The 24,203-nt window shown below is 46.0% G+C and carries 19 protein-coding genes, 1 tRNA gene and 2 pseudogenes; 6 read left to right on the forward strand and 16 right to left on the reverse strand.

The annotated features are described in order from the left end of the window. Positions 1 to 63: 63 nt before the first annotated feature. Positions 64 to 306: a hypothetical protein gene (locus ACBR23_RS15355; RefSeq protein ID WP_341739440.1), complete on the reverse strand. Its 243-nt coding sequence runs from the start codon at positions 304 to 306 to the stop codon at positions 64 to 66. Positions 307 to 1,338: 1,032 nt separating this feature from the next. Here ACBR23_RS15355 and ACBR23_RS15360 point away from each other — a divergent pair. Next, positions 1,339 to 2,043 carry a PEP-CTERM sorting domain-containing protein gene (locus ACBR23_RS15360; protein WP_341739439.1) on the forward strand — a complete coding sequence of 235 codons (705 nt, stop codon included), beginning with the start codon at positions 1,339 to 1,341 and terminating at the stop codon, positions 2,041 to 2,043. 109 nt (positions 2,044 to 2,152) lie between these two features. Here the strand turns inward: ACBR23_RS15360 and ACBR23_RS15365 are convergent, their stop codons facing one another. After that, the gene (locus ACBR23_RS15365) at positions 2,153 to 3,559 is read right to left on the reverse strand and encodes a TldD/PmbA family protein (RefSeq protein ID WP_341739438.1); all 1,407 of its coding nucleotides are present in this window, start codon (positions 3,557 to 3,559) and stop codon (positions 2,153 to 2,155) included. A 278-nt stretch (positions 3,560 to 3,837) separates the two neighbouring features. On the opposite strand from ACBR23_RS15365, the gene ACBR23_RS15370 reads away from it, so the two are divergent. Beyond that, positions 3,838 to 5,454 (forward strand): sensor histidine kinase, encoded by a 1,617-nt coding sequence (locus ACBR23_RS15370; RefSeq protein WP_371117193.1) that lies wholly within the window; start codon positions 3,838 to 3,840, stop codon positions 5,452 to 5,454. Between the two features lie 35 nt (positions 5,455 to 5,489). On the opposite strand, the gene ACBR23_RS15375 is transcribed toward ACBR23_RS15370, so the two are convergent. From ACBR23_RS15375 to ACBR23_RS15400, 6 genes and pseudogenes are all read right to left on the reverse strand, one after another. Beyond that, entirely contained in the window at positions 5,490 to 6,260 is a 771-nt protein-coding gene (locus ACBR23_RS15375) for a 4'-phosphopantetheinyl transferase superfamily protein (protein ID WP_341739436.1), read from the reverse strand. Between the two features lie 188 nt (positions 6,261 to 6,448). Further along, a pseudogene (locus tag ACBR23_RS15380) lies at positions 6,449 to 7,361 on the reverse strand (AAA family ATPase); the annotation flags it as partial. A gap of 575 nt (positions 7,362 to 7,936) precedes the next feature. Then, the gene (gene msrA, locus ACBR23_RS15385; protein ID WP_371120268.1) at positions 7,937 to 8,407 is read right to left on the reverse strand and encodes a peptide-methionine (S)-S-oxide reductase MsrA; all 471 of its coding nucleotides are present in this window, start codon (positions 8,405 to 8,407) and stop codon (positions 7,937 to 7,939) included. 41 nt (positions 8,408 to 8,448) lie between these two features. Continuing rightward, positions 8,449 to 8,697: a hypothetical protein gene (locus tag ACBR23_RS15390; protein ID WP_371120269.1), complete on the reverse strand. Its 249-nt coding sequence runs from the start codon at positions 8,695 to 8,697 to the stop codon at positions 8,449 to 8,451. A 465-nt stretch (positions 8,698 to 9,162) separates the two neighbouring features. Next, positions 9,163 to 11,058: a UDP-N-acetylmuramoyl-L-alanyl-D-glutamate--2,6-diaminopimelate ligase gene (locus tag ACBR23_RS15395; RefSeq protein ID WP_371125660.1), complete on the reverse strand. Its 1,896-nt coding sequence runs from the start codon at positions 11,056 to 11,058 to the stop codon at positions 9,163 to 9,165. A 31-nt stretch (positions 11,059 to 11,089) separates the two neighbouring features. Beyond that, a complete protein-coding gene (locus tag ACBR23_RS15400; protein ID WP_341739521.1) occupies positions 11,090 to 11,392 on the reverse strand; it encodes a glutaredoxin family protein in 303 nt (100 codons plus the stop codon). 219 nt (positions 11,393 to 11,611) lie between these two features. Between ACBR23_RS15400 and ACBR23_RS15405 the strand changes: the two genes are divergently transcribed. After that, complete coding sequence (locus tag ACBR23_RS15405) at positions 11,612 to 12,892, forward strand: ATP-dependent DNA ligase (RefSeq protein WP_371117189.1); 1,281 nt, start codon at positions 11,612 to 11,614, stop codon at positions 12,890 to 12,892. 225 nt (positions 12,893 to 13,117) lie between these two features. After that, on the forward strand, positions 13,118 to 14,563 hold the full coding sequence (gene ffh / locus ACBR23_RS15410) for a signal recognition particle protein (protein ID WP_371120772.1): 1,446 nt from the start codon (positions 13,118 to 13,120) through the stop codon (positions 14,561 to 14,563). Between the two features lie 127 nt (positions 14,564 to 14,690). Here ffh and ACBR23_RS15415 read toward each other — a convergent pair whose 3' ends face one another. The 7 genes from ACBR23_RS15415 to ACBR23_RS15445 all read right to left on the reverse strand — a co-directional run bounded on the left by ACBR23_RS15415 (position 14,691) and on the right by ACBR23_RS15445 (position 22,598). Further along, a complete protein-coding gene (locus ACBR23_RS15415; protein WP_371117187.1) occupies positions 14,691 to 15,278 on the reverse strand; it encodes a Uma2 family endonuclease in 588 nt (195 codons plus the stop codon). A 246-nt stretch (positions 15,279 to 15,524) separates the two neighbouring features. Next, positions 15,525 to 16,673 (reverse strand): LPS export ABC transporter periplasmic protein LptC, encoded by a 1,149-nt coding sequence (lptC, locus tag ACBR23_RS15420; RefSeq protein ID WP_371120773.1) that lies wholly within the window; start codon positions 16,671 to 16,673, stop codon positions 15,525 to 15,527. A 279-nt stretch (positions 16,674 to 16,952) separates the two neighbouring features. Continuing rightward, complete coding sequence (locus ACBR23_RS15425) at positions 16,953 to 17,558, reverse strand: NYN domain-containing protein (protein WP_096831201.1); 606 nt, start codon at positions 17,556 to 17,558, stop codon at positions 16,953 to 16,955. A 92-nt stretch (positions 17,559 to 17,650) separates the two neighbouring features. Next, positions 17,651 to 19,258 (reverse strand): methionine--tRNA ligase, encoded by a 1,608-nt coding sequence (metG, locus tag ACBR23_RS15430; RefSeq protein ID WP_371120774.1) that lies wholly within the window; start codon positions 19,256 to 19,258, stop codon positions 17,651 to 17,653. 410 nt (positions 19,259 to 19,668) lie between these two features. Next, a complete protein-coding gene (hrcA, locus tag ACBR23_RS15435; RefSeq protein WP_341739123.1) occupies positions 19,669 to 20,805 on the reverse strand; it encodes a heat-inducible transcriptional repressor HrcA in 1,137 nt (378 codons plus the stop codon). 136 nt (positions 20,806 to 20,941) lie between these two features. Then, positions 20,942 to 21,808 carry an alpha/beta hydrolase gene (locus ACBR23_RS15440; protein WP_341739122.1) on the reverse strand — a complete coding sequence of 289 codons (867 nt, stop codon included), beginning with the start codon at positions 21,806 to 21,808 and terminating at the stop codon, positions 20,942 to 20,944. A gap of 64 nt (positions 21,809 to 21,872) precedes the next feature. After that, positions 21,873 to 22,598, reverse strand: coding sequence for a hypothetical protein (locus ACBR23_RS15445; RefSeq protein WP_236505957.1), 726 nt, complete (start codon positions 22,596 to 22,598; stop codon positions 21,873 to 21,875). A 287-nt stretch (positions 22,599 to 22,885) separates the two neighbouring features. On the opposite strand from ACBR23_RS15445, the gene ACBR23_RS15450 reads away from it, so the two are divergent. After that, positions 22,886 to 23,440 (forward strand): GNAT family N-acetyltransferase, encoded by a 555-nt coding sequence (locus ACBR23_RS15450; RefSeq protein WP_340517608.1) that lies wholly within the window; start codon positions 22,886 to 22,888, stop codon positions 23,438 to 23,440. Between the two features lie 153 nt (positions 23,441 to 23,593). Further along, a tRNA-Pro gene (locus ACBR23_RS15455) sits at positions 23,594 to 23,667 on the forward strand. A 249-nt stretch (positions 23,668 to 23,916) separates the two neighbouring features. On the opposite strand, the pseudogene ACBR23_RS15460 reads toward ACBR23_RS15455, so the two are convergent. Beyond that, a pseudogene (locus tag ACBR23_RS15460) lies at positions 23,917 to 24,203 on the reverse strand (RNA-guided endonuclease TnpB family protein); the annotation flags it as partial.

Here is a 24,203-nt window from a genome sequence, read left to right on the forward strand (position 1 = left end):
TCTGTTCACCGCGATCGCTGGTTGTCCAGCTTGGTTCAGTGATTAGTGGATAGCCACTTTGTTTCACAGCCGGCTCTGAAAATTCAACATATTTTGCACGTAAGCTTTGCCCCAAACTAGCACGACTAGCACCAGACCGAGTTCGATCGGCCAAGGACACACCGCCATAAACCAGATTAAACAACCCATGCCAATGATGGCCGCTATAGGAGCGGGAATGCCGTCGAGGGTTCTTCTGTCAGTCCCTGTAGTAATCACCGCAGCCACTAAAAACAGAGTTAAGGGAATCAAGCAAGTTACGAGCATAATTTTTTACCCATCAAAAGTTTTGTATGCGATCGACATCACCATATTTTGACACTCCAGGGGCGTGAATGCACGCGACTTGTACGCAAAGCTGTGTAACCTTACACAAAACTCTCATAAATCCATTATTTAACAATATCTTCTTGTTAAAGATTATATGCTCAGCGATGGAGTGCCAACTTGATGCTCTTAATATTGCCCCCCAATGAACTAAAAAACATTGGCCAAAAGGCCAAATTTTCGATCGATCGCGCGATCGGGGTCCTTACAAGCTATACTGAGCGTTGCCGTCATTTACTGTAGAGCGTGAATCCGTGGGCTGGGCAATTTTGTGGGCAAACCAGAAGCAAATATAGGAAGCTCCAGGCGCGGGGGTCCTTGAGGATCGATCGCTCAAACATGAGGTCCGATCGCCTCTGCCTCATGACTCCTGCTATCGGTCGAATAGTAGACAGTAGCGGACAACCCCTACTAACCCTGTAGAGATAGCCAGTCTCAGTTGATTAAATAACTAATCTACCTGTGGTCATAACACCCTAAAATATTTTTCCGTTTTAGGATCTGTCGCCCAACTTTAAAAATCCCGATCGTGTCCCCCCTCAATACGTGACCAATGGGTTTATGTGTATCTAGATTTAAGACAACCAAAACACGGGAGCGACTACGTAATTTAACTGATAACTCAACTATTTTAAATTCTCTACGCAAGTTCCAAACCACCAATATTCTTGGCTGACAATTGATTGTAGACTCCAGTGGGCTTTAAATTGCGCCCATAACACAGTGTTTATTCGTAAGTATGAGGTAGGTGAGGACTTGCATCGGCAATCAAAAAACAAGTCGGCGAAAAACGAAGCAAAAATGAGTTGAGAATTGGGCGATCGCTAACCAGAGTTAGTAGAATTTGTAAAGACTAGGTAAAGTCTTGATGAAGAATCTGTCAAAAGCGATCGCAAGTAGCAACAAAATCCAAAAACTATTCCATAATTAAATTATTACGAACATCGTCACTAAACAAAAGAGCAAAAAGTTATGAACACCAAACTCCTCTCAGCTTTAACTGCCACCGCTGCTGCGACCGCTTTATTGGGTGCATCCGCTCCCGCCCAAGCCTTCTCCTTTGGCACCAATGGCATCACCTTCGGACAAAATCAAGATGTCCAATTTAATTTCAAAGAATCTCACGGGGCTTTCACTTCCTCTTTGGGCATCTACGAAGTCAACGGCTTCTCACTCTCTAAAGTTGCCGACTTGTTTTCGGAAACTAAATCCTCAGACGACGGCAGCGTTAACGAATGGAAAGGAACACTGGGCAATACAGTCCTGGGTTCTGGTTCCTCAGTCTTCACCTTCCTAGCCAATAAAGTTTACACCTTGGGACTCTCCAGCGATAACGGCATGGTCTACTCCACATCGGGTCTGAACCTGAACGTCGCCTATACAGGCAGCCAGCAAGCCGTATTTGGTGCGTCATCCTCCCTGTGGAACGCACTCGGCAAAGAAACAACCTCTGCATTCCAAGCCGCTGGCTCCTACACAGATGGAATAGGTTCTCTGTTTAACGGAGGCACACTAATCTCCTTCGACGATCGCGGTGGCGGCAACGACACAGACTTCCAAGACTTCACCGTGAGTGCCGAAGCAGTCCCCGAACCAATGACAATGACTGGTTTAGCTCTCGGTTTCGGTGGCTTGATTGCCGCCCGTCGCCGTCGCGCCAGCAAAACTGTTTCCTAGTATTTACCAGTTACCTGATAAATAAATTCGGAAAAATTTAATAAGCTTTGCAGGCGTGCTGATGGGACATCAGCTCGCCTTTTGCTATGGGAAAGCAAGACAATGGAAATTAGTCCTCCTCAGCAGCTTCGCCACCGACAACAACATTGCGAATCCGCAAACTAGGGCCACCGCAGCCCACGGGTAAACCGCTTTGTCCACCCTTTCCACAGCCGCCGGATTCATCCCAATAAAAATCGTCGCCGATCGCCTCAATGTCAGCTAAAGTGCTGAAAACATTACCAGAAAGAGTGACATCCCTTACTGGTTCGGCCAATTTGCCATGGCGAATCATCCAAGCTTCCCCAGCACCAAAGGTAAACATTTCACCGTTAGTCATGCCACCTTGCCAATTCCGTGCATATACACCTTCTGTGATGCCGGAAAATAAATCAGCCACCGGTGTCGTACCCCGTTCGATCCAAGTATTAGTCATGCGGACGATCGGCGGATAATGATAATCCAAACAGCGAGCGTTCCCAGTCGGTACTTCTCCCAATTTGCCAGCAGTTTCGCGGGAGTGCAGCCTTCCCACTAAAGCACCATCCTTAATTAACTGAGTAGTAGTAGCCGGAGTGCCTTCATCGTCGTAGAAATAACTACCCCGGTGTCCCCCAGGTGCTGCGCCGTCAAAAATTTGCAACTCTTTTGGGCCGAATTGGCGGCCGAGGGTCATTACCTCCATGATGTCGGGATTTTCGTAGGCCATGTCAGCTTCCGAGAGGTGGCCGAAGGCTTCGTGGACGAATAATCCGGTCAGAATTGGGTCAATAACCACCGTGTAGGTGTTGCCACAGACGGGGGGTAAGGCTAGGGAATCTACAGCTCTCTGGGCGGCGCTGCGAACTTGAACATCGAGATCGATTAAGTCTTCGTAAGCTTTGCGGGAACCGGTGGTTTCGCGGCCGGTTTGTACGGTTTCCCCGCTGCGGGCTGTGGCGGCAAAACGCATTTCCATATCTGCCCAACCTTGTTCCAGCATTGTGCCTTCGGAGGTGGCGAGGATGATGCGCTGGGTGCTGTCGCCGTAGCGGACGGAGATGGTGGCGATGCGCGGGTCAATGCTGCGCAGAATTGCCGCGTAGCGATCGCACAATTGCTTTTTTTCGATCAGGGGAACCAGACGGGGGTCTGTTCCAGTCAGCGGTAGGAAGCAAATATCCTGTACTGGGGTGACAGGTGCCAGAATTGTTTCTGACTCGCCGATCAGTTTGGCGGAGGCGATGGCTTCTTCAATTCTGTCGGCGAGGGTGGAAAGTCGGTTAAAACTAGCAAAGCCCCAGCCGCCTTTGTGACAAGCTCGAACTTGGCCGCCAATGGAAATTCCTTCACTCAGGGTTTCAATTTTTTCACCCCGGAGCAGGATGTCAGTACCTTCGGCTTCTTCTAGGCGAATTGCTAGATAATCTACCTGGTTGCGGTAGCGTGCCATTAAGTCGGACAGCAGATTTTTTGAGTCAGCAATCGAGGTGGGCATGAGGAAAGCAGGTGATTAACTGCATCTATTTTGCACTTTTGCCAGGGCGATCGGTCTAGTTGAGCCAAAATATCAGCCCTAGCGCGGAGATTGCGGCTTACTTGGTACGGTTGTGCCAATATCGGGAATTGACAAAGGTAGATATGCTGTGAGTCAGGAGGGAAAGGCAAAAATTTAACGCAATTTGTTAATCCTTGTGGTGCCTCAATCCTAACTCCTGAACTTTCAAATTAAATAAATACTTCATCCTTCATGCCTCCGAAGGTGGATTTATAACTGTGAATACTTACTTTTTACCGACAATAAGCGAAATTTTAGCCGCCTCTGGCCCAGAACATGAGCTCAGCTTCTGTGATGGGAAGTTGGCGGGAGAAAACAACCGCCATCGCTGTCCAGGTAGTCGCGGGGCTTCCCGGCTGAAAGCGGAACAGGAATGGTACGGTGCGATCGCCACTTTAAATCAAATGCTCGATCGACAACAACAGGGACAAAAAACTGATTCCTGGGGAACAAATTGTCCCTCGACTGTTCCCAATTCCTGCCATGGATTAGTGCTATCGGGTCCATCTTCCGTTTTAACTAACCCAGCCGTGGCTTCCGGCTTTGCCAATTGGATTTTTACCAGTATTCCCGACAACGATGCAGCTTTGTGGTCTTTTCGGACCCGACAAACTTTAGCTTTACTGCCGGCGGGTGATGTGCAAATCTCAGGCCCGGCTGCTGCGCCTGCACTGGCTTTGGCGATGGGCGATCCTTTAGCTAACGAGCAGTTTTGTTTGGTTCTCACAGCTAGTTTTAGCTTGGTGATGGTTTTAGGCGAAAATGCTCTGGGCATTCCAGCTTTTCTATTTTCTTTCGATCCCCAAGTAGTCGCAAAAGCTTGGGAAGTTTTGCGACGCAGGGTGACTGAAAGTGAAGGTTTGCTAGGAAATTTTGACAGCGCCATCAATTTAGATGTGAGTCAATTTACTGCTCATTCTACTAAATTAGATGCAATTTTTCAGCAGTTTTCTCCTGTGGAGCCAAATTATCAAACAGTCATGCAGTTCAGTCGCTTGTTGTTGCATAATTTGCCGATTGGCAAAGAAGAAACAGGCAGATTTAAAGAGGAAAGAATTGATGATAGTTTGAGAGACAGACATGAAAAATTACAGGGGAAGAATCTCAACTGTAAATCTCCGATTCCTCACGCTACTAAAGAGGTGGAATTGCTACAGGCGATCGCCCACGAAGTCCGCACTCCCTTGGCGACGATTCGCACTCTCACTAGATTGTTGCTGAAACGTCCCAAACTAGATGCCGTGGTAGTCAAGCGTTTGGAAATGATTGATGCCGAGTGTACCGCTCAGATCGATCGCTTCGGCTTAATTTTCCGGGCTGTAGAAATGGAAATGTCTCAAGCGAAAAATTCCGGCGTACAACTAACAGCCATGTCCCTCGGTGAAGTGCTGCTGGATAGCATTCCGCGCTGGCAAAAACAAGCAAGTCAGCGGAATCATACTTTGGAAGTAATTGTCCCGAAAAAATTGCCGACAGTAGTTAGCGATCCGACTATGTTAGACCAGGTTTTAACTGGTTTGATTGAAAATTTTACTCGCACTTTGCCATCGGGGAGTCACATTCAAGTGGGGGTAACATTGGCGGGAAATCAGTTAAAGTTGCAGTTGGAATCGGAACATTTATCTGAAGGTAATGATACCTCAACTTTTGCCACTAAGGCTAATAGTCCTTTGCGGTCGATCGGACCTTTGTTGATGGTGCAGCCAGAAACTGGAAGTTTGAGTTTAAATTTGAGCGTCACTAAGAATTTATTTCGGGCGGCTGGGGGAAAATTGGTGATTCGTCAGCGGCCCCAAAAGGGTGAGGTGATGACGGTGTTTTTGCCACTGCAATAGTTATGGCTCATGATGAGATTGTTGTTGAATCGAATTCAATCCAGTAACAAATGCTGGCAATTCAACTCTGCACCCCGTCTTTCTACAGCAATTGCTGCTAGATAATTTGGTGCAGGAATCAGCGCTTTTAAATACCATAAATTCGGTGCTGTAGGCGCGACCCCATCCCGTAGGGAATCGCCCTCGACGTTCAAAAGCCGTGCGGGTTCCCCTGGAGTTAGGGAAACGCTAAACCGATGGAGGGGAAAGCTCAATCCGTCTCCGATCGCCTTTATGTAAGCTTCTTTGCGAGTCCAGCAATTAAAAAATGCTACTAATTTTTCCTCGGCTGAAACTGTCTTAAATTCGGTGTTTTCTTGGGGGGAAAAAAACCGCTCAGCAATTGACTCCATGTGGGGAACGGGACGGATTTTTTCGATATCTACTCCGATTTGGCGGCTCCGAGTCAGGGCATATAAAGCTAAGCCTTGAGAGTGAGACAAGTTAAAACTAAGTGTGCTGTCCAAATTGGCGGCTATTTCTGGCTTGCCGCAGGGGCCGTAACTGAACTCCACTAGGTTGGGAGCGACCTTCAAATAGCGGCTCAGGATGGCTCTGAGCGCGCCTCTGCCAACGATAAAATGGTTTTTGTCTCGATCGAACCTAAAGCGTTCTGCCCTCTGTAATTCGCTATCACAGAGGGTTTGTGCTAAGTTTTGGATCTGCGATAGGGGTCGATCGAGATTAACGCGCCAGATATGAATGTCTGTGCTCGATATTGTTAAGTCTGCGGCTGCGCTTTCCCAGATGCGATCGGCATCTCCCATCAATCTTTACCTCCTGTCGGGCAGTTTTTACCATAACTTGTTATGCTTAGATAACTTTATCAGGAGTTAGGCAGCTCGATGCCAGAAACCAAGTTTCTTCCTAGATCTATACTTGAGAAAGCCAGGATTTTTCAGAGAAACCCGGTTTCTTTGCGTAAGTGCTATTAAGTTTTGGCTATCTTTTTCGCCCAGTAACAGTTGCAAAAGCTTGAGGGATGCTGAATCTGACCACTGCAAATCATCCAAAAATATTACTAAAGGATGTTCTTTTGTGGTAAAGACAGAGATAAATTTTTGAAACACTAAATTGAAGCGGTTTTCGGCGGCACTTCCCAAAAGTTCTGAGACAGGCGGTTGTTTGCCAATAATTCGTTCTAGTTCAGGAATTACTTCTACAATAACTTGACCGTTTTCGCCAACAGCCTGCTGAATTTTGGTTTGCCATTCCTGAAGTTGAGCATCGCTTTCTGACAATAATTGCCCCATTAAATCTCGGAAGGCTTGCACAAAAGCACTAAAGGGAATGTTGCGTTGAAATTGGTCATATTTGCCTTTGATGAAATAACCGCGCTGGCGAACTATGGGTTTGTGAACTTCGTTGACTACAACGGTTTTGCCAACGCCGGAAAATCCTGCAACTAACATCATTTCGCTGCGGGATAAATTCGATCCCCCCCAGCCCCCCTTAATAAGGGGGGAGCCTTCTGTTCCCTCGTTCCCCTCGTTCCCAGGCTCTGTTCCCTCGTTCCCCTCGTTACCAGGCTCTGCCTGGTAACGCATTTCCAGAGGCTCTGCCTCGCGATTTAGCCCCTTAATAAGGGGGGAGCCTTCTGTTCCCTCGTTCCCAGGCTCTGTTCCCTCGTTCCCAGGCTCTGCCTGGTAACGCATTTCCAGAGGCTCTGCCTCGCGATTTAGTTGAGAAAGAATAGGCACTGAAAGAGGAGACAGAGCCTCCTGATATTTATTCCTAGGCGGAGCCTGGGAACGAGATTCTGCCTGGGAATGAGGGTTTGCTACTCGATCGAATGCGGCTAATAATTCAGCTACTTCGCTCTCTCTCCCGTAGAGTTTTTCTGGTATAATGAAGCGATCGCAAATATCGTTTTCACCCAAAACAAACCCTTGAATTTCATCAGTTTCTTGCAATTGAGCCAGACAAATCTCTAGATCGTGCTTGAGCCCCAAGGCACTTTGATAGCGGTTTTCCGCATTCTTCTCCATTAGTTTACTGACAATTTCCGATAAAACTAGCGGAATCTCAGGATTGATTTTATCTGCGGGAATTGGCTGCTTAGCGAGATGACAGCGATCGCATCCATAGGTTAGTCATCCTTCATATTTATCAAATAATCCTCGCCTAAGCTCCAGCCAAATCTGCACCCTTATCTACTATGTTATACTATAGCAATCCTAAATCATTTGTGAATTTCTTACTCCCTCCCCTTAATAAGGGGAGGGTTGGGGTGGGGTAAAAAACTTTACGACTCATTTAGGACTGCTATAGGTTTAATGAAAAAAACACAGTCATTTTTGATGCGTACCCAGTGGTACTCCCAGACTTATTAAAAAGTCGGGGATCGGAGGAGATTAATTTTATTCCTAATTCCCGATTCCTACCATCAATTACGTCGGTGTTCAAGCTGTGTTAAGGCGCGATCGCCCCAATTTCAATCGCCTCATGTCTGCCAACTTAAACGCCTTTTTTTATCCAGATACTGCTGGTGATAATCTTCAGCCATATAAAACTCACCAGCAGGTTGAATTTCCGTAGCAATATCTTTATCATATTTCCCTGATAATTGCAGCTTGTGTTTAGACAAGCGCGCCGCTTTTTCTTGTTCTAAATTGTGATAAAAAATCACCGACCTGTACTGTTCTCCCCGATCGGGCCCTTGGCGGTTGATTTGAGTAGGATCGTGACAGTTCCAGAAGACATTCAGCAATGCTTCGTAACTTACCACAGAGCGATCGAACTCTACCTGCACGGCCTCAGCGTGACCCGTAATTCTCGCACAAACATCGAGGTAACAGGGATGTGGCCAATGACCGCCCGTATAGCCCGCCCAAGTCGATAACACCCCCTGCACCGATCGAAACTTGTCTTCAACCCCCCAAAAACAACCCGCTGCAAACGTAGCTTTTTCCATTGTGCTGCCCGCAGAAACTTTAATCTTTATGATAGTAGTTATCAAGCGTTCGGAAAAACTTCCGCTGAAAACATACGGCGCAGAATCTCATAGAAAGGTTCGCAATATTTTGCTTGTTCGGGTGACAGACAGGCACAAATTTCCTTGCGTAGTAAGTGAGTCATTTGGCTGACAAGTTCCCAACTCACATTTAGTTTGGGGTAAATCATGACGCACAGCGGAAACAGTTCCGTCTCTAGGGCGTGCAAATTTCCTTCCAGCAGACACACCCACATATAGACTTGAAACATCTCGACATCGCGGATGCTGGATGTGCGAATATTTGGGCTGTTGAGAGGCCCAGAAAGACAGCGATAGCGTGGGTAGAAAGGAAACAGATAAGTCTACCGAAGGTGACAGAGGATCGAAGGATGTGGAACTTACCAAATTGGGATAATTCGTCATGATTTTAGTGTTAGCTGTAAAATAGTTTGATAAAGATTTTTTGTTCGTTACAAAAGTCTTTGCTAAAACCTAATTATAGTAATATCGATACCTGATTGGATGTGATCGAGACTTCGAGAGACAGTGACTTATATCACTATGTTTTCTATTTTTTATTAAAGTGTTTTATCTAATTATAATGAGGTCGATTAAATACGGTGTAAGTATAATTACTGGTTTATTATATTTTTTTTGTTAAGTATGACTTGTGATTTATTGCTGTTGAGATGCCAGACTTCTTAAATAAATCTGGCATCTGGGTATGTTTTTAACTAGCTGCCAACCCCATACATTCTTTCTTTGAGAGCATTTCGGGCTTGTTCTCGATCGTCAAAATGAACTTTTTCAGTACCCAAAATCTGATAATCTTCGTGTCCCTTACCCGCAATCAGCACGCCATCTCCGGGTTTAGCATCCATAATCGCAGTGCGAATTGCAGCAGCTCGATCGCACTGGACGATGGGATTGACTTCCGGTCCAATTCCTGCTAGGATATCCTCCAAAATCCGCTGAGGAACTTCAGTGCGCGGATTGTCGGAAGTAACAACAGCTAAGTCTGCCAATTCTGCCACGATTTTACCCATTTTTGGACGCTTAGTGCGATCGCGATCGCCACCGCAACCAAACACACAAATCATCTGACCCGGAATAAACGGCCGCGAAGCCTTCAACAAGTTCTCCAAACTATCAGGAGTGTGCGCGTAATCGACAATTACACTAATATCTTGGTCGGCACTTATTTGCACCCGTTCCATCCGTCCCGGAACTCCCACAAATTCCGATAATTTCTCTACAATTGCCGACAAATCTAAACCCAACTCCAAAGCAGCACCAACAGCAGCCAACATATTTGATAAATTGAATTGACCAACCAAAGGCAAAACAAAAGCAGTTTTTCCTTTAGGAGTATGCAAGACTCCTTTAACGCCGTTGGGCTGATATTGCAAATCATCAGCATATAAATCAGCAGTTTGATCGCTAGTGCTGTAACTCCAAACTTGCTCAGACTTGAGACTTTTCATGATTCGCCTTCCGTAGGCATCATCAATATTCACAACCGCCCGACCTTTGAGATAATCTGGACTAAACAAAAGCGATTTTGCATTAAAATAATCTTCCATATCGCTATGGAAATCCAGATGGTCTTGAGTCAAGTTGGTAAACACAGCAACATCAAAATTACAGCCCAAAACACGCTGCTGTACCAAAGCATGAGAACTGACTTCCATCACCGCATATTTACATCCCTCCTTGACAGATTCTGCTAATTCTCTTTGCAGATCCACAGCAAAAGGTGTGGTGTAAAGTGCGGTTTTTTCATAGCCAGGCCAGCGAGTATAAAGCGTGCCGAAAATCGCCGCAGGTAACTGCATTTGATTCAGCAAAAATTCGATTAAATGAGTAGTTGTAGTTTTGCCATTAGTACCCGTAACACCAACCAGTTTCAATTGGCTAGCAGGACTACCGTAAAATGCCGTTGCTATTTGACCGCAAACTTGAGCCATATCCCCTGCTGAAATCACACAGGGAACCTCTTCTAGCCCCCCGTGGCTGGAGGGCTGAGGGGGTATTTTCGAGCTTTCTAGCCCCCCGTGGCTGGAGGGCTGAGGGGGTATTTTCGAGCTTTCTAGCCCCCCGTGGCTGGAGGGTTGAGGGGGTATTTTCGAGCTTTCTAGCCCCCCGTGGCTGGAGGGTTGAGGGGGTATTTTCGAGCTTTCTAGCCCCCCCTTGCCAAGGGGGGGTTGAGGGGGTATTTTCGAGCTTTCTAGCCCCCCGTGGCTGGAGGGTTGAGGGGGTATTTTCGAGCTTTCTAGCCCCCCCTTGTCAAGGGGGGGTTGGGGGGGTATTTTCGAGCTTTCTAGCCCCCCGTGGCTGGAGGGTTGAGGGGGTATTTTCGAGCTTTCTAGCCCCCCCTTGCCAAGGGGGGGTTGGGGGGGTATTTTTTGGGCGGCTGAGGTGGAAATTATGGCAGCTACAGCACCAGCTTCGATCGCACTTTGCCAAAAATCTCCCCCATCTACCCGCGTTCCCGGCATTCCCAAAAACAAATCCCCCGACTTACAAGCGTGGGAATTAGTCGATAAACCCTGGACTTCCGCATCGAGGGCGGGATGTTGCAAGTCAAAGGAAATACTGGGAACCGCTGCTAATAATTCTCTCAATTTCATGTCAATCACTCCTCATTAAACTGTGTTGAATCTATTTTGACCCATCGCTTTGTAAATATTTCTGTAACATTTGCTCCAATTGTGCGACTGTGCAGCGCGGAGAAGGACGGGGTAATTGTTCTAGGGGCGAGGATGCAACATCGGCAGAATTGTTTCCGAGAGGGTACACTTTAAACAAAACTGGCACTTCGTACTGGTAAGCTTGAAACCAGTCATCATGTTGGGTAATATCTCGCACTTCCAATTGAAACTTGATGCTTTCAATCTGTTCCAGTTTTTCTTGCAACCCTTCGCACAAGTGGCATCCAGGTTTGCTGTACAAAATCAATCTCATCATCTACTACAATTAGACTCGATCTTAAATTTTCCAACCTGCGATCGCAAATTGGCTAACTACACTTAGCAATCCACCAAGCCCCGCATCATTAATGTGAGTATACGATCGAGTCTATCTTAGCATTTTTACTGACACCCTAATGTTTCTTGCTATAAACTTGACTAATAAATTATTTTTTTGTAGAATGTATAAATAGCCCTACAAACAGGAGGCAGTATGAACTGCACCGAATACGTCGAAGCCAAACGAAAAGCAGCTAAAAAAATCAGTGCCGACATTCGAGAACGCTGGAACAATCGCATCGTTAAGCGAGAATTACACTTGATGGGTGAAGCGGGGGCCCTACAATATTTAGCTGATTACGGGCGCGGTATTGGTACGGCGAAAGTGATTAGTTTTGCACTCTGTGCGGAGTCGGAAGGATATCCAGACATGGCGATGGGATTTTGGAAAAAAGCTTTTGAATTGGAAACTGGACAACAGCCACTCGCTCTCAAGGAAGAACCCAATGCTACCACCAATCTCGTTGCCAACGCCAAATCAAATTCCGCCCCCAAAATAGAAACAACTGTCAACAATCCCATAATTGCCCAATTACCGCCACACTTACAGCCGGGAAAAGTTGTGACAATGCAGCCCGTAGACGCACCGAATGCACGTTCTTATTACATCGAAAATTCAGATTATTGGGGACAGCCAAAACGCGACGGCAATCGAGTAGTCGCGATCGCCACTCCAGACAAAGTATACTACCAATCGCGATCAACCAACCTACGCCAACAGCCATCCATTGAAATAGAGCAAGCATTAATTGACACAGCAACTAAAATAGGCATCTTTGTTTTAGACGGCGAACTATATTACAAAAGCTGTACCGGCAGCGAACACCGCACAGGCTCCCAAGCTGCTACAGTTAATATAGAAAGAGGTTTTCCCACCCTGGCACCCTCAGCAATTTATGCTATTTTTAAATGTTTGTTTTACCAAGGAAATGACCTAACTCCGTTGCCGGAATCAGCACGAATTGCTGCGGGAGTAGAAATTGGCGAAATACTGGTGAATTTATCTAAAGAATTTGAAATTGTACCGACCTTTCGCACCGCCACCGAAAAACTTTTACTAGCAAATCAGCAAGAATCGGAAAATAAAGAAGGCGAAGTGTGGGTTTTGCATAACTGCCCCTATGTAGGGGGGAAAGATATCAAAAAATTCCCCATGGTGAGGACAAAATATTGTCTGGAATTCGAGCTGTGGATTGTGGGGTTAACACCGACAAAAGTTGCGGGAAGACCCTTTAGTGCGATCGAAGTAGCTCAAGAAAATCAGGGCAAATTAGTGCCAATGGGAGCAGTCGGAACCGGGTTTAGCGCCACAGAAATGCAGGAAATTAGCCGACTCTATGAGGCGAATCCCAAAAACGTCAAAATTAAAGTGCGATCGCAAGGTTTGACAGAGAGTGGCAAACTGTGGCACGCCCGATTTTTGGAGTTATGTTAACAGAAGCTTTTATAGGGTATACGCTCCTATTTTCAAGCGCAGAGGTAGATAGAGTGCCTAAGTCCTGAATACAAAAAAAGCCACATCAAATAAGTTCAAAAATATCCAAATTCATCAGCCCTAATCCCCATTCATACATAAAAAATCCCACTTTTAGCAAAACATGAATCCAAACACCGCCATTTACCCTTAAAATAAAAAAGACTGACTAGCCAACAAAGCCCTATGTTTGAAGCCCTTGCCGATCGACTCGAATCCACCTGGAAAAAACTGCGCGGACAGAATAAAATCTCCGAGAGCAACATCCAAGACGCGCTCAAAGAAGTCCGCCGCGCCCTCCTGGAAGCAGATGTCAACCTCCAAGTCGTCAAAAACTTCATCGCCGAAGTAACGGCAAAAGCACAAGGAGCAGAAGTAGTCTCAGGCGTCCGTCCCGACCAACAATTCATTAAAATAGTTCACGACGAACTCGTCCGCGTCATGGGGGAAACCAACGTACCCCTCGCCATCGCCGAATCCGGGCCCACAGTGATCCTGATGGCTGGTTTGCAAGGAACCGGGAAAACCACAGCCACCGCCAAACTAGCACTGCACCTCCGCAAACAAAATCGTACCGCATTGCTGGTTGCAACCGACATTTATCGACCAGCCGCGATCGACCAATTGCTCACCCTAGGCAAACAAATAGACGTACCAGTATTTGAACTAGGCACCGATACTGACCCCGTAGAAATAGCCCGCCAAGGCATCGAACACGGCAAACAACTAGGCGTCGATACAATCATCGTCGATACCGCAGGCCGCCTGCAAATCGACCAAGACATGATGGCAGAATTAGGCCGCATCAAACAAACAGTACAACCCCACGAAACACTGTTAGTTGTAGATGCCATGACAGGCCAAGAAGCAGCAAATTTAACCCGTACCTTTCACGAACAAATCGGCATTACCGGCGCAATCTTAACCAAATTAGATGGTGACAGCCGCGGCGGTGCAGCCTTGTCAGTACGGCAAATATCCGGTGCCCCGATTAAATTTGTCGGAGTCGGCGAAAAAGTGGAAGCATTGCAACCATTTTATCCCGATCGCATGGCATCGAGAATACTCGGCATGGGCGATGTCCTCACCCTAGTAGAAAGAGCCCAAGAAGAATTCGACATCGCCGATGCCGAAAAAATGCAAGAGAAAATGCTGACGGCAAAGTTTGACTTTACCGACTTTCTCAAACAAACCAGACTGCTAAAAAACATGGGTTCCCTAGGCGGCATCATGAAAATGATACCAGGGATGAACAAACTCTCCGACGAACAAATGCGACAAGGAGAAGTGCAGCTAAAACGCACCGAAGCCATGATTAATTCCATGACAGTGGAAGAACGCCGCAATCCCGAACTATTAGCAAGTTCACCATCCCGCCGCCGTCGCATCGGAAAAGGTGCAGGCTATGCAGAAAACGACGTCACCAAACTCGTCAGCGATTTCCAAAAAATGCGTACCATGATGCAGCAAATGAGTCAAGGTAACTTTACAGGTATGGGAGGATTACCGGGAATGCCAGGAATGCCAGGAATGGCAGGAATGCAGCCCGGTGCCCGTGGCTACATGGGCGGCCAACAACAGAAAAAGAAAAAGAAAAAAGATAAACCCAAAAAAGGTTTCGGACAATTGTAAAAAGTAGATACAAGGGGCGGGTTTCAGCAACAATAATTGCCTAAAACCGATAATCTCCTAAACCCGCCCCCACTCAACTCTTCCTTCGCGTCTTCGCGGTTCAATAATCAACTCTCAAAACAGGCTTCTAAGAACCTTGAATCGCTTGTTTAAATTCCCGCATCGCCTGAAGGTGATTTTCAATATTAATACACCGCGCCAATAATACAATATCTAAATCTGGCAACACCAAAGAGCGATCGACCTCTGCATATCCATCAGCCCCCAACGAATACAAACGCAGTCTACAATTTTCCCAAAACCAAACTTCAGGAATTTGCAGGCGTTTGTAAGCTTCCAACTTGTCAATACCGCCGCTAGTCACCACCACTTCCACCACCAAATCAGGAAGTTCTTGATTAGGCCCCAATTCGTAAGACAAATCCGCTTCTCGCTTCACCCTTCCAGTTTCACTTTCTAGTGTCACCGAACCCGTTGGCGTAAAATCAATCCCTCCGAATTCCAAATACAAATCCAACAGCGTTGAAATCCGCTGCTTAACAGTTTCATGTTTTTTTCCAGGCATACGTCTAATCTCCAATACCCCATCTAAAAATGACAATCTCACCCCTGGGCGTGAGAGCAACTGTTCAACCACCTTAAACTCTCTCCAGCTCAATTCGTCAATTAAGATAGGTTCATCGAGCCTTTCTAACTTTTCTAAAGTTGTTGTCATCCCAACTGCTCCTTACTCAATTAAATCTTCATTATATCAGCGTTCAAGTCCCCCCTTATTAAGGGGGGTTAGGGGGGATCTAGACTTCGACACAAACAAGAAAGACTGTCGGTTTGACGTTAAGTTGTCATATCAATTCCTCTCTTCATCGGAATTATTCATTTCTCTCTGAGCTCTCTGTGTTCTCTGTGTTCTAGTAAGGTTAAATCATTCCGATGCAACGGTCAACGATATCACCAATCCTATCTACTGTCCCAAAGTTGCTTTATGCTCATCCGGCACAAACTCCGTCACAACTTGGCCACCCCCACCGTCACCTTTGACAATCACAGTTTGATCTTTAAGCTGTCCCGAAGCCTTCGGCCCAGTCAAATTAAACACCGGATCTAATTGCCGATAAACCACATTTCCTTCCGCATCGAAAGTCTGATTAGTTAAATACCAAATTACCCGATCGCTATTCAACTGAGATAGACGTTTCTGCCCTATTCCTAGCACATTTCCCGTCAAATAAAAAACTTTTTTATCTAAATCTCCCCTACCAGTATCCCCAGTCATCGTCACCTTTTCCACCCGGTGAAACACCTTGACTGGCCCCGGCGAAACCACACTTTGTGCGGGAAAATTCCAACTCATCAAACTGCTTTCTATTTGCAGTGGCGGATCGGATGGCATCAATTGAGCATTTTTGGTCAGCGTCGCAATCTTCGTTTTTAAGTCTACATCTGTCTGGTCAGCAAAACCGCTTTCTGTAACTTTTTTATCTTTATATCTGTCCAGTTGACTCGGTTTGTCGCTGCTGACTTTTTGCTGATCCAGAAACCAAATTAAATGCTCTGTTCGCAATTGCAAAACTGGATCTTTAATATCTGCGACTACAGAGCCGAATAACTCCATTCTTCTGGCTCTAGTGAAAACTCGCGCTTCCTTCGCAGAAGCACTCACCTGTTTGTTGTCTCCAGTCAGATTATTCCGAACCACTAACACATCTTCCTTCGGCCGCCACTCCAATTCATTCCCCCTGAGCACCACTCCATTTTTGAGGTCAGTAGCAACTATTTTGCCTTTCAGAAATACCTGATTTCCTTCTTGAAATACCTCTCCTGTTTCTGCTTGAATATCGTAAATTTCTTTGCCGTCCTGAAACAATTTGCCCACGGGTTTCTGAACGTTCACTATCTTTTGGTCTTTGCTGTAAACAGCATCCTTCGACCTCACTTTCCAGAATAACTCGCCTTTTTCATTGGCCTGCTCTAGAATTACTTTGTTCAATGTTAAAGTGCTGTTTGACTTTTCAGCAGTTTTGAGATCTTCAGCTAACTTGCTTTTTTGAGTGTCGGAAGGAGCGCCACAAGCACCAATCCCCAAAAGCAAGGCAACTAAAGTTAGTAGCATCACTTTTGGGGATGAGAAATTGGAAGTTTTTGATGGCAAATTAATCATTTAGTAATTAATAATTAGTAATTTGTAATTGGGTGATTTGTAATTTGGTAATTTGGTAATTTGGTAATTTGTAATTTAGTAATTAAAAAAAGCAAATCAAAAATTTAAAATCTCCTAATATTTTATCTAAATTTTTGACTTTTAATTTTGAATTATTTAACCCATTGCCTATTCCCTATTCCCTATTACCCATTCCCCATTACCCATTCCCAATTACCGATTTCCTACTTCCTATCTATCGTCATGTTCGTCCATCAAGCTCAAGCCCGACAAGGGGCGATAAGCATAGTTAGGGCGCGATGTTTTTTGGATATCGTCCTTAATCATTTCCAAATCGATGTAGCGATCGGCTACATTAATTAAACTGTCGCTGGTCATCGATCGCAAACTCACCACCTCAACCCGCACGCCACGGTAGCTGACAGCATCCACAGCATAGGCCAAGTCGCCATCGCCACTGACCAAAACCGCCGTGTCATAGGAGCCAACCAAAGCCATCATATCCACGGCAATTTCTACATCTAAGTTCGCTTTCTTAGAACCATCTGGTAATTGCACCAAATCCTTAGAAATTACCCGGTATCCGTTGCGGCGCATCCACAGCAAAAACCCCTGCTGCTTCTCGTTAGTGCGATCGACACCAGTGTAGAAAAAAGACCGCAACAGCCGGGAACCAGCCGTTAAACGGCACAGAAGCTTGGTATAATCAATCTCAATCCCTAATTGTAAAGCAGCATAAAACAGGTTAGAGCCATCAATAAAGATTGCCACTCGTCCGCGATTTTCTAAAACTTGTTCCGGCGTAAAAAGATCGTTGCTTTCTATTCTATTCAACATGATTGTTATGCCTCAATTTTTTATGAAAGATTAGGTAATGAAATAAGTGCTAATTTGCGATCGGTCATCGCACCCCGATCGCCTAATGTCAACTAAGAAGGTACTTTTTCCAGCAGTTCTAGTCGCCTAAAAACAGGCTGAGCTTCTCCCAGAGCTTGGTTTGCTGGTAAAGCACCCCATACCGAGTGAGTCGCAAATGTTGTTAAACTGTTAACTGCTACCTTATCGTTAAAGTCAATTGAAAAACCGAGCTGCTGATAAATCGCACTGCTGATATTGGGTATTATCGGCGATAAAAGGTAAGATGCCAGTCTAACAGATTCCAGAACCGAATATAACACTTGTTGGACAGATTCTAAATGTCCTTGTTTATACAAACTCCAAGGTGCTTGTACGTCAATAAACTTATTTCCAGCTCGAACCAAAGCCAGTACGGCTTCGCAAGCTTTGCTAAAAGCTAAGTCTTCATAAAAACCAGCGACTTCTTCGCCCAAATTCAGGCTCATACCCTTGAGAAGGTTATCGCTGGAAATGTTTTCGCCCAATACATTAGGAACACAACCACCGCAATATTTACGGGCCATGTTTAAAGTACGGTTCAGCAAATTTCCCAAATCATTTGCTAATTCAGCGTTTAATGTATTGATAAACCGAGTTTCATTAAAATCGCCGTCCTGTCCGAACTCAATTTCTTTTAAGAAATAGTAGCGAGCCGCATCAGCACCGTATTTATTGACCAATTCCACTGGGTCTAAAGTATTACCTTCAGTTTTACCCATTTTTTTGCCGTCTTTGGTCAAAAAGCCGTGGGCGAAGACACGACCAGGCATCGGCAAACCAGCAGACATCAGCATTGCCGGCCAATAAACTGCGTGGAAACGGAGAATATCTTTGCCAATTAAGTGGAGGTCAACTGGCCACCATTTAGATAAAGCATTCTCTAAAGTGGGGTCGATGTCAGCATCCACCAGGGCGGTGATATATCCTACCAAAGCATCAAACCAGACATAGATGGTATGACTAGGGTCAACCGGCACCGGCAAACCCCATGCCACATTCACCCTAGAAATCGAAAAGTCTTGCAGTCCAGAGTTGACAAAGCTGAGAACTTCGTTGCGCCGACTTTCCGGCGCGATGAAATAGGGACGTTCAGCATAGAGGGCTAAAAGTTGCTCTTGATAGCGCGACAAGCGGAAAAAGTAGTTTTCCTCATCGCGCCACTCAACTTCTTTGCTGGTGTGGACAGAACAACGGTGCCCCGGTAACAAGTCCCGTTCCTCTTTAAATTCTTCGCAGGAAACGCAGTACCAGCCTTGTTGCTGATTCAAGTAGATGTCGCCGGAATTCCAAACCCGCTGGAAGAATTCTTTGACAATATACTCGTGGCGTCTGGATGTCGTGCGGATAAAACGATCGTACTGGATGTTGAATTTTTCCCAAAGCGCCTCAAAGCCCGGAACAACTAGATCGCAGTGACCCTGGGGCGATCGCCCCAAACTCTCGGCGGTGCGTTGAATTTTCTGCCCGTGCTCGTCTGTCCCTGTAACTAGCAAAACTGACTTACCCCGCAGCCGCTCAAATCTGGCTATAGCATCAGCAGCCATAGTCGTGTAAGCGCTGCCAAGGTGAGGTATATCGTTTACATAGTACAGAGGGGTTGTGATCGCAAAGGTATTTTTACTGTTATCGATCGATTTCATTTAATCCTAAAAAAAATTACCTAAATCTCGCCTTCGATCTTAACTTAAGAGTTGAACCTTAGCTGGAGTGGCAATTTTGCTAAATTTGCTGGAAGCTATTTGCAATTTGCCAACCCTGGTTATTCCCAACAGACAAAGGGGTTTAATAACCACATTAATCTTTTTTACCTATTTTTGACCAACTCTAAAAAATGTCTTAATATTTTGACTTTTCTTTTGAAAATAGCCTAGGCCCTGAAAGTGGGGCAGTGGCACAGAGGAATAGTGGCAGACCCCGCAGAGTCGCAGATGACTAATGAATATTAACTTTAGTTTTATTACATCCGCCCCTGAACTTCAAAATATGAAGGAAAAATATGCTATAATATACCCAAAAAAAACCCAAGCTAGTTAAACTTGGGGGTATCAAATCAGGGTGCATCTATGAATCTACTATGCGGCATCTCTGGATTGGCTTCAGGAAAATTAGCTCGATTTCCGCCAATGGCTTCCGACAAATAATCTGCTGCTGCTTCCACAACTGCGATCGCATTTTCGTACACCATCCGCGTCGGTCCCAAAACCCCAACACTCCCCACAGGCAAAGATCCCCGCCGATAAGTGGAAGAAATCAGAGTACAACCGCGAATTGGTTCTAGGGAGTTTTCCGAGCCAATTCTGACTGTCACCCGTCTACCGGGGGTTTCCAAGTCTGGAGATTCAAAGATTAAAGGCCAAAGTAGTTCCTGTTCTTGTTCGAGGAGTTGAACGAGGGTTTGAACTTGCTGCAACTGGGAGAACTCCGGTAAACGTAATGCTTCTGCCAAACCGCCGATCAAAATCCGCGTGTATGTGGGAGTCTCGGCCCGACGGCTCAAGGCCGCCAGCATGGTTCCCATCAAATCAGCGTACAGTTCAAAGTCCTGGTTTAATTCGCTAAGCGCGATCGTACTGAGTTCGGAGAACGAGCGCCCGCGCAATTTAGAGTTCAAAAAATTGGATAAAATCTGTAATTCGCGATCGACTATTTCTACATCCAGCTTTTTACCTTCTGTGTCTTGAGGTAACTGCACCAACACTGACTGGGTTTCGTAGGCATCTGTCACCACTATCAGCATCACCTTTCCGGGTTCTAGCTGCACCAGTTGCAAGTGTCGCAAGCAAGCGATATTGGTTTGGGGTATGGTGATCAGGGCAATGTAACCGCTAATAGTCGCCAGAATTTGAGCGGCACCTCGAAGTACCGCCGAGCGACGACCATCAGACCAATTGAGCTGGTCGAGTACCTGTTCCACCTTACCGGCGAGTTTCTCTGAAGGCTGGATCAGTCGATCGACATAAAGTCTGTAGCCAGAATCAGAGGGGACACGTCCTGCAGAAGTGTGAGGTTGATAGAGGAGTCCTGCTTTTTCGAGAGTTCCCATCGCATTGCGAATTGTAGCTGGGCTGACAGTGAGTTTGTACTCATCAACCAAAGCTTTTGAGCCAACGGGTTCGGCTGTAGCAATATAGTGGCGAACCGTTGCCCACAGGATGTGTTGTTGCCGATCGGTGAGGTTGACGCGCACAGATATTTAAGCTGAATTTGAATTCAAACAATTTGCCACTATTCAGTTATAGCAGAAGAAACAACTGATTTGTTATGGGTTATTGGTTATTTGTGATTCCTTGGCGATCGTAGCAATGCCCGATGCCCGTTGCCATTTAATCATGCTCGTGGAGGATTTTGGTCAGGTAATTAGCCACTGCATCCGGCTGTTCCAGCATTGCCAAATGACCACAATCTGGAATCTGAAGCACATTTTCGCCACAACCTTGGAACAGCCAGTGAAAGCTGGCCAAATGCAGCACGTATTTGGGTTCCATAATTTGGTCTTTAGTGCCGGCAATAAAATAAACAGGCTGTTTGAGTTGGGACACAATTTTTGGCAAGCGGTGAATTTCCGCTTCTGTGGTGGAATCCAGCAAAGCCCCAGTAGCCGCTTCTGGGCGAGCCGCCACAAAATCTATCAACCGCTGCCTTCCCCAGGCACGACCGATGGAGTGGGCCACAGAATCACGGGCAAACACAAAATCTAGTAAGGGCAAGTAAGACAACCAGAGGGGGCGCAGTTTGACTAGCTGCTTGCCCACGGCTCGAAACCGCTCGAATTCCTCCTTAAGATAGATGCCACCACCGGCATTAACGCAGAGGACACCTTTAACTCGATCGGACAATTGGCTAGCTCCCCACAGGGCGATCGTACCCCCCAGAGAATGTCCCACCAGCCAAACACTGGAAATATCGAGTTTTTCTAATAAAATTCCCAAATCACGAGCATAAGCAGCAGGAGTGTAGGAGGAATTCCCAGGTTGGGAAATCCCGTGAGTGTCATCGTAGGCAATGGAATCGCCAAACCCGCGCAAATCGTAAGTTAGACATTGATAATTATCTGCCAAACGTGCGATCGTCGCTTGCCAGTAGTGACGGCTCAACAGCCAGCCGTGGACAAAAACTAAAACGTGGGGAGTTGTTCTCGGTGCTGTCAAATCGTAGGCGTGCCGAACCCCTAGGATGTCAATGATTGCCATAGTCCTATCCTAATTCAAGAAGGGTTCGCCGACAGCGGATTTTTGGTCAACCACTGACACCTGTTTAAAATCGATCGCCCAGCAATCTTTGGCGCACCCCCTCAGCAATTTTCTGCCCCAAATACTCAGGAATTAAACTTTCATTGGGGCCCAACAAGTAGAGAATTAAGCGAGTCCGCCCCCGCCAAACCAGTAAATTAGCATTCACCACCAACAAATCCTCTTGCCAAATGGCATACATAACTTTGTAAAAAAGTCCAGGCTGGTTGTCTGCTTCAATCAGCAAAGCTGGCAAGTGGAACACTGGATCGACGTAGAATTCCGTTGCCACGTCCTCTAAACCCGCGTCTAGATTAAATTCTACCGCCAACATCTCTTCAACTTCAAAATGTCCTGCCAAGGCCTCTCTAACCGCCCTACAGACGTTTTCTGCGGTTTTATCTGCCAGTACCTTGCCTCCGCGAGATACTACCAATTTGATAAATACCAACATCGGCGGGTAAATTTGACCGTATAGACTCAGACTGTGAATCGTTAGTCCATAGGCGGCCAGGACTCCAAAAATATCACTCAACAAAAAAGACTGGTTGCGATAAGCAAAATGCAGGGCACTTTTGTTACCTTCCGGTCTGACTTCGATGACTGCTTGTCTAGTTTTATACAGTTGATAAGCTAATTTGAGGTTTTGCAGTTGAATTTCACTGCTGACAAATTGCTCGTAAAACTGCGGAAACGCTCGGTTAAAGCGCTTGAGCAGTTCTAGTGTAGATGGTTTTAAACCCGAAGCCATAATTGAGGGGAAGGTGCGGGAGATATACTAGGTTCCGGTCGCCATGCACAGGAACGATGCGAAGAGGTTTAAAGTCTCCACGGATGAATTTGTACCCAAGTTGATCAGCATCAGAATAGTGGAGACTCAATGTGGGACGACAAATCCGTCTTTTCGGCGTAAGATGAGTGTACCGTAAACTGTTGCTGAAAAGATTACCCGCAATTCATCCCATCCCGATCGGAGTGGGTCTATCTTTCGGGCTCTCTGTAACGTCGTCCAACTTCTACTACCTTAACCGCGCCTGCATGGGTTTTTGGAAAAACTTATTTAGTAGTTCTGAGTCTGCCTCTGTACCCCAAACAGCAGAATTTGAGGAAGATGTGACTGTTGGGTCTGGCGATCCGCTGTCCCCAACTTTTCGCAAGCCCAACTCCCTCGGCAACGCTCGCATCTTTTTTAGTTGCGATCGGGATATTGACCTCTACGAACTCGAAGAACTTTGTAATGCAGTTGGTTGGTCCCGCCGTCCCCTGCGAAAAGTCAAAAAAGCTATTGTACACAGCTTCTTAGTCGTCTCTATGTGGGAGATCCGGGGCACCCAGCGACGGCTGGTAGGTTTCGCCAGAGCGACTTCAGACCATGCTTTTAATGCCACGCTATGGGATGTGGTAGTTCATCCTGATTACCAAGGTAAGGGTATGGGCAAGGCACTGATGAAATACATCATTAAAAAACTCCGTAGTGAAGACATCAGCAACATTACCTTATTTGCTGACCCTCAAGTTGTGGATTTTTACCGAAATTTGGGCTTTATGTCAGATCCAGAGGGGATTAAAGGTATGTTCTGGTATCCAGATTAGTCGATCGGTCTACGTCAGCGTTGATTTTTGGCAGCAAGGCCAGATTGACGCTGGCATCACCCTTGGAAGTACATTTCGAGCAGAAATGAAAAAATAGCTTGACAAGTTCCTGGTTTTATGTGTTAATGGTCATGGGGTGGATAACTACCACACCGGGATGTAGCGCAGTTTGGTAGCGCGCCTGCTTTGGGAGCAGGATGTCGCAGGTTCAAATCCTGTCATCCCGATTTAACTTAATCCTTGCAGACTGGATTTAAATCTTTTCGCGCTGCTATCAAAGCAGGTGTGCGATCGGGTTTGTATCCGTTTTTCCAACTTAGCACCCTACTCTGTAGCTGTACCCCCTATAGGTATAATTATTTATTCTATAAATAAAATTCTGCTATCGCCTAAAATGGCTTGTAGGGGGGGGTTTTACGAATAATATTTGATGAATACAAACCATGTGACATACTTCCACATCAAGCTGAGTACAGCTATGATGTGGGCATCTTTGCAGCCCGACGAAGGGTATACAAAATTTCCTTTGCGATACTATTATCTATAGTTCCTACTACAGAAAGATTCCCGCTACGGCGTTTTATACTTGGGAAAATGTCCAACCCAAGTCTCTTTAAATTGATCGAAGCATTGATGTCGCGATCGACCATTAAAGAATGTTGCTCATCCCAATAGTTCCGTATACCGCAATCGGTGAAAATAATTTCATTCCGATAGCACAGAACCATTGAAGTATAAGCAGGTTTCTGCGGAACGACGACTG

Origin of the sequence: Microcoleus sp., assembly GCF_041354475.1 — a bacterium.
Taxonomy (GTDB): Bacteria; Cyanobacteriota; Cyanobacteriia; order Cyanobacteriales; family Microcoleaceae; genus Microcoleus.

Bases quoted from the DNA above. Each gene is read 5' to 3' on its own strand.
- ACBR23_RS15445 (WP_236505957.1), bottom strand. From the start codon at position 22,598: ATGGCTTCGGGTTTAAAACCATCTACACTAGAACTGCTCAAGCGCTTT.
- ACBR23_RS15395 (WP_371125660.1), bottom strand. From the start codon at position 11,058: ATGAAATTGAGAGAATTATTAGCAGCGGTTCCCAGTATTTCCTTTGAC.
- ACBR23_RS15450 (WP_340517608.1), top strand. From the start codon at position 22,886: ATGGGTTTTTGGAAAAACTTATTTAGTAGTTCTGAGTCTGCCTCTGTA.
- ACBR23_RS15355 (WP_341739440.1), bottom strand. From the start codon at position 306: ATGCTCGTAACTTGCTTGATTCCCTTAACTCTGTTTTTAGTGGCTGCG.
- ffh (WP_371120772.1), top strand. From the start codon at position 13,118: ATGTTTGAAGCCCTTGCCGATCGACTCGAATCCACCTGGAAAAAACTG.
- ACBR23_RS15360 (WP_341739439.1), top strand. From the start codon at position 1,339: ATGAACACCAAACTCCTCTCAGCTTTAACTGCCACCGCTGCTGCGACC.
- metG (WP_371120774.1), bottom strand. From the start codon at position 19,258: ATGAAATCGATCGATAACAGTAAAAATACCTTTGCGATCACAACCCCT.
- ACBR23_RS15365 (WP_341739438.1), bottom strand. From the start codon at position 3,559: ATGCCCACCTCGATTGCTGACTCAAAAAATCTGCTGTCCGACTTAATG.
- ACBR23_RS15440 (WP_341739122.1), bottom strand. From the start codon at position 21,808: ATGGCAATCATTGACATCCTAGGGGTTCGGCACGCCTACGATTTGACA.
- lptC (WP_371120773.1), bottom strand. From the start codon at position 16,673: ATGCTACTAACTTTAGTTGCCTTGCTTTTGGGGATTGGTGCTTGTGGC.
- ACBR23_RS15425 (WP_096831201.1), bottom strand. From the start codon at position 17,558: ATGTTGAATAGAATAGAAAGCAACGATCTTTTTACGCCGGAACAAGTT.
- ACBR23_RS15415 (WP_371117187.1), bottom strand. From the start codon at position 15,278: ATGACAACAACTTTAGAAAAGTTAGAAAGGCTCGATGAACCTATCTTA.
- msrA (WP_371120268.1), bottom strand. From the start codon at position 8,407: ATGGAAAAAGCTACGTTTGCAGCGGGTTGTTTTTGGGGGGTTGAAGAC.
- ACBR23_RS15375 (WP_341739436.1), bottom strand. From the start codon at position 6,260: ATGGGAGATGCCGATCGCATCTGGGAAAGCGCAGCCGCAGACTTAACA.
- ACBR23_RS15405 (WP_371117189.1), top strand. From the start codon at position 11,612: ATGAACTGCACCGAATACGTCGAAGCCAAACGAAAAGCAGCTAAAAAA.
- ACBR23_RS15400 (WP_341739521.1), bottom strand. From the start codon at position 11,392: ATGAGATTGATTTTGTACAGCAAACCTGGATGCCACTTGTGCGAAGGG.
- ACBR23_RS15390 (WP_371120269.1), bottom strand. From the start codon at position 8,697: ATGTTTCAAGTCTATATGTGGGTGTGTCTGCTGGAAGGAAATTTGCAC.